At 71.5% G+C, this 8879-nt stretch carries 10 protein-coding genes, 2 tRNA genes and 1 pseudogene; 3 read left to right on the top strand and 10 right to left on the bottom strand.

Features of this window, described 5'->3' with window-relative positions; genetic code table 11:
• Together CCN33_RS12260 and CCN33_RS12255 are read left to right on the top strand one after the other, a co-directional pair.
• Positions 1–335: pseudogene (locus CCN33_RS12260) on the top strand (cytochrome b/b6 domain-containing protein); the annotation flags it as partial.
• A complete protein-coding gene (locus CCN33_RS12255; protein WP_086693659.1) occupies positions 332–1942 on the top strand; it encodes an NADH-quinone oxidoreductase subunit NuoF family protein in 1611 nt (536 codons plus the stop codon). The pseudogene CCN33_RS12260 and the gene CCN33_RS12255, both read left to right, overlap by 4 nt.
• 110 nt (positions 1943–2052) lie before the next feature.
• On the opposite strand, the gene CCN33_RS12250 is transcribed toward CCN33_RS12255, so the two are convergent.
• The 9 genes from CCN33_RS12250 to CCN33_RS31980 all read right to left on the bottom strand — a co-directional run bounded on the left by CCN33_RS12250 (position 2053) and on the right by CCN33_RS31980 (position 7126).
• Positions 2053–2125: transfer RNA gene (locus CCN33_RS12250), tRNA-Ala, on the bottom strand.
• An 88-nt stretch (positions 2126–2213) separates the two neighbouring features.
• Positions 2214–2447, bottom strand: a complete 234-nt coding sequence (locus CCN33_RS12245) for a hypothetical protein (RefSeq protein ID WP_006136074.1) — start codon at positions 2445–2447, stop codon at positions 2214–2216.
• Positions 2448–2769: 322 nt separating this feature from the next.
• Positions 2770–2842: transfer RNA gene (locus tag CCN33_RS12240), tRNA-Ala, on the bottom strand.
• A 106-nt stretch (positions 2843–2948) separates the two neighbouring features.
• Positions 2949–3617: a histidine phosphatase family protein gene (locus CCN33_RS12235; protein ID WP_086693658.1), complete on the bottom strand. Its 669-nt coding sequence runs from the start codon at positions 3615–3617 to the stop codon at positions 2949–2951.
• Positions 3617–4060: a ribosome silencing factor gene (gene rsfS / locus CCN33_RS12230; RefSeq protein WP_086693661.1), complete on the bottom strand. Its 444-nt coding sequence runs from the start codon at positions 4058–4060 to the stop codon at positions 3617–3619. The genes CCN33_RS12235 and rsfS overlap by 1 nt, the downstream gene beginning before the upstream one ends.
• Positions 4061–4220: 160 nt before the next feature.
• Positions 4221–5918 (bottom strand): LytR C-terminal domain-containing protein, encoded by a 1698-nt coding sequence (locus tag CCN33_RS12225; protein WP_086693657.1) that lies wholly within the window; start codon positions 5916–5918, stop codon positions 4221–4223.
• Between the two features lie 16 nt (positions 5919–5934).
• Positions 5935–6612 (bottom strand): nicotinate-nucleotide adenylyltransferase, encoded by a 678-nt coding sequence (nadD, locus tag CCN33_RS12220; RefSeq protein ID WP_208621728.1) that lies wholly within the window; start codon positions 6610–6612, stop codon positions 5935–5937.
• Between the two features lie 55 nt (positions 6613–6667).
• On the bottom strand, positions 6668–6832 hold the full coding sequence (locus CCN33_RS31985; protein WP_031183651.1) for a hypothetical protein: 165 nt from the start codon (positions 6830–6832) through the stop codon (positions 6668–6670).
• A 129-nt stretch (positions 6833–6961) separates the two neighbouring features.
• Positions 6962–7126: a hypothetical protein gene (locus CCN33_RS31980; RefSeq protein ID WP_086693656.1), complete on the bottom strand. Its 165-nt coding sequence runs from the start codon at positions 7124–7126 to the stop codon at positions 6962–6964.
• Positions 7127–7227: 101 nt separating this feature from the next.
• On the opposite strand from CCN33_RS31980, the gene CCN33_RS12205 reads away from it, so the two are divergent.
• Positions 7228–8316, top strand: coding sequence for a M48 family metallopeptidase (locus CCN33_RS12205; RefSeq protein WP_086693655.1), 1089 nt, complete (start codon positions 7228–7230; stop codon positions 8314–8316).
• Between the two features lie 10 nt (positions 8317–8326).
• On the opposite strand, the gene CCN33_RS31975 is transcribed toward CCN33_RS12205, so the two are convergent.
• Positions 8327–8879 (bottom strand): SCO2583 family membrane protein (locus CCN33_RS31975; protein WP_483027239.1); only part of this gene is annotated, 553 nt, incomplete at its 5' end.

Genomic DNA, 8879 nt, shown 5'->3' with positions numbered 1-8879 from the left:
CCAGCTCGACGCCGGGCCGGCAGGCGACGACCGCCACCGGCCCGGCGTCGAGCTGGCCGGTGCCGTCCCCGCCCCCGGTCGGCGAGGCCCCGCGCTCCTCCTACGACCCGCTCCAGGACACCGGATACAACATCCCCGCCTATGGCAATCCGGGCACCCCCGGATACGGCGGAAGTGATGTGTACAACACAGGTGAGACGAACGTCCGCTACGGGACGTACAACTCCTCCGAAACGTTCAACAGCGGTCCCGCCTCTGAAGCGACCCCCGGCGCCGGATACGACGCGCCGGGTTCGGGCGAGCCCTGGAACACGCCTTCCGGAGGCCATAGGTGAACGAGGCCCTTCCCGACGTCCCCGAGGTCCGCGTGGTCGGACTTCCCCAGCTCACGTCGGGTTTCGACCTTGTGGAGCGGCTCGACCTGCCCATGCATCTGAAGGTGCACGGGCCGCTCGAGCCGCTCGGCGGTGAGCAGCTCGCGCAGCTCGCCGAGAAGATCCATCTCAAGGGCCGCGGCGGCGCGGGCTTCCCCTTCCACAAGAAACTCCGCTCGGTCGCCGAGTCGGCGATCAAGAAGGGCGTACGCCCGGTCGTCGTCGTCAACGGCAGCGAGGACGAGCCGGCCTGCCGCAAGGACACGGTGCTGATCAACCGTGCCCCGCACCTCATCCTGGACGGCGCGCTGCTGTGCGCCGAGGCGATGGGCGCGCGCACGCTGGTGATCGGTGTGACCCGTGAGTCCACCCAGCGCTCGATGGAGGCGGCCCTCGCCGAGCGCGGCCTGAGCAACTCGCGCCGCTCGGCCCTGCGCGCCTGGGTGCAGCGCAACCCGGTCCGCATGGTCACCGGCGCCGCCGCCTCCCTGATCCGCTCGGTGGACGGCGGCCCGGCGATCCCGCCCGGCCGGAAGATCAGCGCCTCGCAGAGCGGCGTCGGCGGGGTCCCCACCCTGCTCTCCAACGCCGAGACCTTCGCCCAGCTGGCCATCGCCGCCCGCATCGGCCCCGAGCGCTACGGCAACACCGGTCTGTACGACGAGCCGGGCACGGTGATGCTGACGGTGTCCGGCGCGGTCGCCCGCCCCATGGTGATCGAGGCCCCGACGGGTGTGCCGCTGCGCTACATCCTCCAGCTCGCCGGTGCCCCGCCGGTGCCGCAGGGCGTGCTGACCGGCGGGTACCACGGCAAGTGGATCGACGCGGCGACGGTGAACGAGGCGGTCGTCTCCCGCAACTCGCTGGACGCGGTGGGCGGCGCGCTGGGCGCGGGGGCCATCCTGCCGATCAGTCAGGAGACCTGCCCGCTGGGCGAGTCGCTGCGGGTGGCGCAGTGGCTGGCCGACGAGAGCGCCGGGCAGTGCGGCCCGTGCTACCTCGGACTGCCCGCCGCCGCGCGCGGCATGGAGGACATCATCAACGGCGGCGGCCCGGCCGCGCTGGAGGCGCTGAAGCAGGTCGCCAAGAACGTGAAGCGGCGCGGGGCGTGTTCGCACCCGGACGGCTCGGCGATGTTCCTGGAGTCGACCATCAAGGCGTTCACGGACGACCTGGCCGCCCATGTCCTCGGCAACGGCTGCGGACGCCCCGTGGAGGGCGTGCTGCCGCTGTTCGAGGACGGCAGGCTCCCCGCCGGCATCACGGGCGGCGCGGCGCCGGAGGAGTCCGGGGGCAGCCGCCAGAAGATCTACGTCGACTGGACGCTGTGCCGGGGCCACGGGCTCTGCGCGGACATCCTGCCGGAGGTCTTCGAGCTGGGCGCGGACGGCTTCCCGACGGTCGCCCAGGCCCAGGTCCCGCGCTACGCGGAGGCGAAGGCGCTGCGCGCGGTACGCCGCTGCCCGGCGCTCGCCCTGCGCATCGAGGAGGACACCCGCGGCCAGGCGCCCGCCCGGAACCTCCCGGTGATCTCCCAGGGCCGGGGGCGGCGCGCGCTGGGCCGCTGACGCGGCCGGGCGGGCCGCCCGAGGAGGGACGGCCCGCCCGGCCGCGGAACAGGCAACCGCCAACACGCCGAAGGCGGACCGTCTTTATGACGGTCCGCCTTCGTTTTCTGTGGAGCTAAGGAGAATTGAACTCCTGACCTCCTGCATGCCATGCAGGCGCTCTACCAACTGAGCTATAGCCCCTTGTTGCTTTCCGCCCGGTTTCCCCGGCGGCGATGCCAACATTACACGGACCCCGGGGTGGAACACCAAATCGGTTCCGTAATGTCCGTTATGCCGTGACGAAGGAGTAGAACCGCTTGAGCGTGCAGTGCTCCTCCAGCAGCCGGCCGTAGATCGGCTCCCCCTCGAGTTCGCGGTACGTCTCGATGGGGTCGCCTTTTATGATCAGCGCCCGGGCGCATTCCTCGCACCAGTACTGGTAGTCGGGGTTGATCGGCTCCATGTCGCGGACGATCGGGGTGCCGCTTCCGCACCAGTCGCACTTCCGCCTGTGTGCACCCATCGCTCAGCTCCAGCTGTGGCCAGGGGCCACGTGCGCGGAACCTCCAAGGATGCTCGCAGGCATCGCCACTCCCTCCCGTCGGGCCGAGCCCCCTTCCGGCCGTCTGATTCTGCCACGGCCGGGCCTGCACGGTCAGCGACGCCTCAGTACCGGTCCGGACACGGTCGCCCCCGCGCGAAGACCGTTCGCCGAGGTATACGACCATGGAACGCGAACGACTCAAGTGAACGGCCCGAGCGCGGGACAAGCAGAAGATCCCGCCCCTCGAAGGGACGGGATCTTCATCACCGATCTCTGATCACTCACCAGGAGTGTCGATCTGTGGAGCTAAGGAGAATTGAACTCCTGACCTCCTGCATGCCATGCAGGCGCTCTACCAACTGAGCTATAGCCCCTCGTGTTCTTCCCGCTCCGCGGGCCGAACAAGAAGAACTTTAGCCTGTGACCTGCCGGAAAGTGAAATCCGGGTCCCGAGGCCCCGACCAGGGGCTTCGGCGCGGCTCAGTCGTCGTCGCCGAGGACCGGCTCCGGCAGGGTGCCGGCGTTGTGCTCCAGCAGCCGCCAGCCGCGGGCGCCTTCACCGAGCACCGACCAGCAGCAGTTGGTCAGTCCGCCGAGGCTCTCCCAGTGGTGTGACTCAAGCCCGAGCAGCCGGCCGATGGTCGTACGGATGGTGCCGCCGTGGCTGACCACCACGAGGGTGCCGTCCTCGGGCAGCTTCTCCGTGTGCCGCAGCACGACCGGGGCGGCGCGGTCGGCGACCTCGGTCTCCAGCTCGCCACCGCCGCGCCGGACCGGCTCGCCGCGCTTCCAGGCGGCGTAGTCGTCGCCGAACCTGGCGATGATCTCCTCGTGCGTCAGGCCCTGCCAGACGCCCGCGTAGGTCTCCCGCAGCGCCTCGTCCCGGACGACGTCGAGGCCGGTCAGGGCGGCCAGCTCGTCGGCCGTGTCGGAGGCGCGCCTGAGGTCCGAGGCGATGATCGCGTCCGGGCGCAGCGAGGCGAGCTGCCGGGCGGCCCGGCGGGCCTGGGCGATGCCGGTCGCGGTCAGTTCGACGTCCGTGGTGCCCTGGAAGCGGCGCTCGACGTTCCACGCGGTCTGGCCGTGCCGCCACAGGATGATGCGGCGGCCCCGTCCCGTGCGGTCGGTCACCTCACCGGTGGCGCTCATCAGCGCTCCTGGCCGGGCTCGTCACCGGCCTCGTCCCCGTGCAGCTTGGCGTGCTCCTCGGCCTTGCCGCGGGTGGCGCGGGCCTCCTCGGGCAGCTCCAGCTCGGGGCAGTCCTTCCACAGGCGCTCCAGCGCGTAGAAGACGCGCTCCTCGCTGTGCTGGACGTGGACGACGATGTCGACGTAGTCCAGCAGGATCCAGCGGGACTCGCGGTCGCCCTCGCGGCGGACGGGCTTGGCGCCGCGCTCCTTCAGCAGGCGCTCCTCGATCTCGTCGACGATCGCCCGGACCTGGCGGTCGTTCGGCGCGGAGGCCAGCAGGAACGCGTCCGTGATCGACAGCACGTCGCTGACGTCGTAGGCGATGACGTCGTGGGCGAGCTTGTCGGCGGCCGCCTGGGCGGCGGTGTTGATGAGGTCGAGGGAACGGTCGGTGGCGGTCACTGTGCGGCTTTCGTTCGAGGACAGGGTGGGGTTCACGAAGACTCGGGGCGGGCCGGCCGGGCGCGGGGCGCTGTCCGGAGGCACCAGGACTTCAAGGGTCTCACGCGCGGCCGGGCCCACCCCACGTGTTCCGGTGCTCACGTGGGGTGTGCCGCGCCGGTCAGGAGGCGGGGGGCCGGTAGTCCTGGCCGAGGACGACGAGGACGTCGGCGCCGGAGGAGACGGCGCCCTTGGCCACCGCGCCGGCGGGCAGGCCCAGGGTCTTGGCGACCTCGGTGGCGTTCTGCCTGTCGGCGGCGTCGGAGTAGACCACCTCGGAGGCGGCCCGGGCCCCGGAGGCGGTGCCGCCCTCGATGAACCCGAAGCCGCCGCCGAGCAGGGTCACGCGGGCCTTCTCGGTGCTGTCCTTGGCGCCGGTGGCGTTCTGCACGGCGACCCGGACCGCGGAGCCGGCGTCGGGGCTCTTGGCGGTGCCGCCCAGGATGTCCTTGACCACGCTGTCACTGGTCCCGGCGGTCAGCGTGCCGTCGCTCTGCACCGGCAGGGGAACCGTCCGGTACTTCCCGTCCTTGGCCAGGTCGGCCAGCTTGGCCAGGAAGGTGCCGAGGTCCTTGTCGGTGAGCGGCGGGTCGAGGATCTGCGCGAGGGTCTGCACGGTGGTCGTCGCGGCCGAGGGGTCGGAGGACAGCTTGCGCAGCGTGCCCTGCATGACCTCACCGAACCGCTTGAGCTGGGCGTTCTCGGTCTCGCCGGGCCCCCGGTAGGTGGCGTAGGCGACGGCCGCCTTGCCACTGAGGGTCTGCGCCCTGCCCTGGTGCACCAGCGGGGCGGCGCCCTTCTTCTTGGCGTCCGGGTCGGGCACGTCGGTGTCGGTGTCGATCTCGATGTTGCCGACCAGCTCCACGAGGTTCTGGAGGTAGGGCGTGTCCAGCCGCCAGGTGCCCTGGATGTCGGTGCCGAGGACGGTGTCGAGCTGGTCGCGGGTGCCGGAGGAGCCGTCGTCGTCCACCGACTTGGCGAGCGTGGTGGTGGTGCCCGAATCGTCGGTCAGCGCCAGGGAGTTGGGGAGCAGGACGGTGGTGCCGCGCTTGGTCGTGGTGTTGTCGACCAGCAGCACGGTGGAGGTGCCGCGCTTGCCGGTGTCGTGCAGGTGGACCACGATCACGTCGCGCTTCTGGGCGCCCGCGGCGACGGTGGTGCCAGTCGCGGTGCCGGGTGAGGAGACGCCGGGCAGCTTCCCGGCGTACCAGAGGTAGCCGACGCCGCCCGCCACGACCAGGGCGAGGACCACGCCGAGGGCGATGATCCGGCTGCGGGCGCGGCGGCGGGCCTCCTCGCGGCGCTCGGTGCGGTTCTCGGTGAACTTCAGCCAGTCGATGACGTCCTCGGACTCGCCGTCCGGCTCCTCGACGAACGCGAACTCCCCGTCCTCGTCCGCTTTTTGACCCTCGGCAAGGGGTGTCTCGGGCTTCGCGTCGTCATCGGGCCGCGTCTGCTGCGGGATGTACGCGGTCTGCTCGGTGACCCTCGGCTGCTCGCCGCTGGTCGCGGCCTGCCCGTAGGGGTCGTGGCCGGGGACGGGGTCCTGCGTGCCGGTCCCGTACGGGTCGTAGGGGGCCTGCCGCGGCCCGTAGGGGTCGTAGCCGGGCGGTATGGGCTGTTGCCGCCCGGTGTCGTAACCGCCCTGGGCGTAGCCCTGTTGCTGCCCGTAGGGGTCGTGGTTCTGCTGCTGCGGCGGCTGCTGACGGGACGGGACCTGCTGGTACACCGGGCGGCCGTAGTCGTCGTAGCCGACGATCTCGTACTGGTCCCCTCCGTAACTGTCCTCGCCGTACCCAGCTTCGTATCGGTCGTTCACCGGTGCCCCTCTCGGCTCACTCGCCGCGGTACAGCTCGCGCTTGTCGATGTAGCGGACGACCCCGTCCGGGACCATGTACCAGATGGGGTCCCCCTTGGCGACTCTCGCCCGGCACTCGGTGGAGGAGATGGCCAGCGCGGGCACCTCGACCAGGGAGACCCCGCCCGCCGGCAGGCCGGCGTCGGTCAGCTGGTGGCCGGGGCGGGTGACGCCGACGAAGTGGGCCAGGGAGAAGAGTTCCTCGGAGTCGCGCCAGGTGAGCAACTGGGCGAGGGCGTCGGCACCGGTGATGAAGAACAGGTCGGTGTCGGGGTTGAGGGCGCGCAGGTCGCGCAGGGTGTCCACGGTGTAGGTGGGGCCGCCGCGGTCGATGTCGATGCGGCTGACGGAGAACTGCGGGTTCTCGGCGGTGGCGATGACCGTCATCAGATAGCGGTCCTCGGCCGGGGAGACGGCCCGGTGCGACTTCTGCCAGGGCTGGCCGGTGGGCACGAACACCACCTCGTCCAGCCGGAACCGGGCGGCCACCTCACTGGCCGCCACGAGGTGCCCGTGGTGGATCGGGTCGAAGGTGCCGCCCATGACGCCGAGCCTGCGCCGGCCCGTGCGGGCGGGGCCGTGGTCCGCCGTGCTCCGCGGCCGTTCGTCGACGGTGCCCTCCGCCGGACCGGTAGGCATGTCCTGCTCTCCCATGCGTGCAGACCCTACCGGCCCGGCCTGCGGCTTCTCGCCGGGGACCGGCCGGGCTTCAGCGGTCGCGGTTGAAGCGGGTGGTGATCCACAGCAGGAGCAGCAGGATGAACAGGGCGCCGCCGCCGGTGATCGCGGGGTTCAGGCTGTCGTGGTTGCCGCCGTGCTCTGCGCCCTCGGCGGCGAGAGTGACCAACTGGGCAGCGGTGCTGTGGAGGCTCATCTTCGGCGTGACCTATCGCGTGTGGGCGGGATAAAGACGTCTGCCCATCGTAAGCGGGCACCCCCTCGGCGATCACGCCGACTCCGGCAAAGGGGCGTGCGGGGCCCCGTCGGGAACCTCCGGGAGGCGTCAGTCGTCCTTCTGCTTGTAGCCGCGCAGGAGGAGCCAGCCGGTCAGCGCGCAGCCCACGACCATCACGATCAGCACGATCCGGAGCAGATTGCCCGGCCCCTGCTGCTGGGCGGCGCTCGACGCGGCCTCGGTCAGCCAGGCGGCTGCGGGGTGGTGCTCCATGACGTGACTCCTTTGAGGGTGCTGCCCGTCCACGGTATATCCGCCTAGGCTGGGCCCGGTCCGGGGGGCGCAGCGGGTTGACCGAGACGCAGGGGGAAGACATGTCCGACGACCGCCACGAGCAGGCCGGCCACGAGCGGGTGCCGGGCCGGCGCCGCAGCCGCTTTCCGGGTATCTCCTCGCGCGCGTACGAGCATCCGGCCGACCGCTCCGCCCTGGTGGCGCTGCGCAAACTGACCGGATTCGACACGGTGTTCAAGGCGCTGAGCGGGCTGCTGCCCGAGCGCAGCCTGAAGCTGCTGTTCCTGTCCGACTCGGTGCGGGTCTCCGACCGCCAGTTCGCGCACCTCAGCGACATGCTGCGGGACGCCTGCTACATCCTCGACCTGGACAGGGTCCCGGCGATGTACGTCACGCAGGACCCGAAGCCGAACGCGATGTGCATCGGCCTGGACGAGCCGGTCATCGTGGTGACCACCGGTCTGGTGGAGCTGCTGGACGAGGAGGAGATGCGGGCGGTCGTCGGCCACGAGGTGGGCCACGCGCTGTCCGGCCACTCCGTGTACCGCACGGTGCTGCTGTTCCTGACCTCGCTGGCGCTGAAGGTGGCGTGGATTCCGCTGGGCAACGTGGCGATCATGGCGATCGTGACGGCGCTGCGGGAGTGGTTCCGCAAGTCCGAGCTGTCCGCCGACCGGGCCGGGCTGCTCGTCGGCCAGGACCTCAGGGCGTCGATGCGCGGCCTGATGAAGATCGCGGGCGGCAACCACCTGCACGAGATGAACGTGGACGCCTTCCTGGAGCAGGCCGAGGAGTACGAGGCCGGGGGCGACCTGAGGGACTCGGTGCTGAAGATCCTGAACGTGCTGCCCCGCTCGCACCCCTTCACCACGATCCGGGCCGCCGAGCTGAAGAAGTGGGCCGAGTCCCGCGACTTCCAGCGGATCATGGACGGTCACTACCCGCGCCGTGAGGAGGACAAGGACGCCCGCGTCGGCGAGTCCTTCCGCCAGTCCGCCGCGAGCTATGCCGACGAGGTGCGCACCAGCAAGGACCCGCTGATGAAGCTGGTCTCCGACCTCGCGGACGGCGCGGGCGGCCTGGGCGGCCGGGTGAAGCGGGGATTCAACGGCTTCACCGCGCAGCCCCCGAAGGACGGTCCCGCGAAGGACGCCCCCGCCGGGGGCTGAGCACCCGCGCTCACCCGCGCGGCTGGGCGGTGTCGGCGAGCGTGCCGCACAGGGCGGGGGCGCCGGTCCCGTAGGGGTCGGTACCGGGCGGTCCGCCCGCCTTGGCACGCTCGCCGGCCAGCAGCGGCCGCAGGTAGGCGCCGGTGTCCGCGGCGCAGGAGAGCGGTCCCGCCTGGGCGCTGGAGACGGTCAGCCGGGTCTGGCCGATGCGCAGGGTGTCGCGGTCGAAGCGGAAGGTCAGCTCGCGGCGCACGGTGAACAGCGACACCGGGGTCCTCCCCTCGGTGCCGGCCGCGCGCACGGCGTAGACGAAGGTGCCGTCGGCCACGACCTGGAGGGTGGTCGCGTCGGTCTCGGTCACCCTGAGGGCGCCGCGGGTGCGGATGTCGTTGTCGGCCAGGGCGGTGCGGGCGGGGTCGAAGCGGACCATCCAGCCGGTGGGCGCGTGTCTGCCGTCGGCCGCCGGGGCGTCCATGCTCCGGTCGAACTGGTCGAGCTGGTCGGCGGCGATCAGGGCCCGTACGGGGCGGACCTGGCGGCCGGTGAGCACGTCGGGGTCGAGC

The sequence above is a fragment of the Streptomyces recifensis genome, assembly GCF_002154615.1.
GTDB lineage: Bacteria > Actinomycetota > Actinomycetes > Streptomycetales > Streptomycetaceae > Streptomyces > Streptomyces griseoluteus.
This window is presented reverse-complemented; position numbering and strand designations above follow the sequence as displayed.

Excerpts from the sequence above, each read along its gene's own strand:
- CCN33_RS12245 (WP_006136074.1), bottom strand. The coding sequence starts at position 2,447 with ATGGGTGCACACAGGCGGAAGTGCGACTGGTGCGGAAGCGGCACCCCG.
- CCN33_RS12235 (WP_086693658.1), bottom strand. The coding sequence starts at position 3,617 with ATGAGCGCCACCGGTGAGGTGACCGACCGCACGGGACGGGGCCGCCGC.
- nadD (WP_208621728.1), bottom strand. The coding sequence starts at position 6,612 with ATGGGAGAGCAGGACATGCCTACCGGTCCGGCGGAGGGCACCGTCGAC.
- CCN33_RS31985 (WP_031183651.1), bottom strand. The coding sequence starts at position 6,832 with ATGAGCCTCCACAGCACCGCTGCCCAGTTGGTCACTCTCGCCGCCGAG.
- CCN33_RS31980 (WP_086693656.1), bottom strand. The coding sequence starts at position 7,126 with ATGGAGCACCACCCCGCAGCCGCCTGGCTGACCGAGGCCGCGTCGAGC.
- CCN33_RS12205 (WP_086693655.1), top strand. The coding sequence starts at position 7,228 with ATGTCCGACGACCGCCACGAGCAGGCCGGCCACGAGCGGGTGCCGGGC.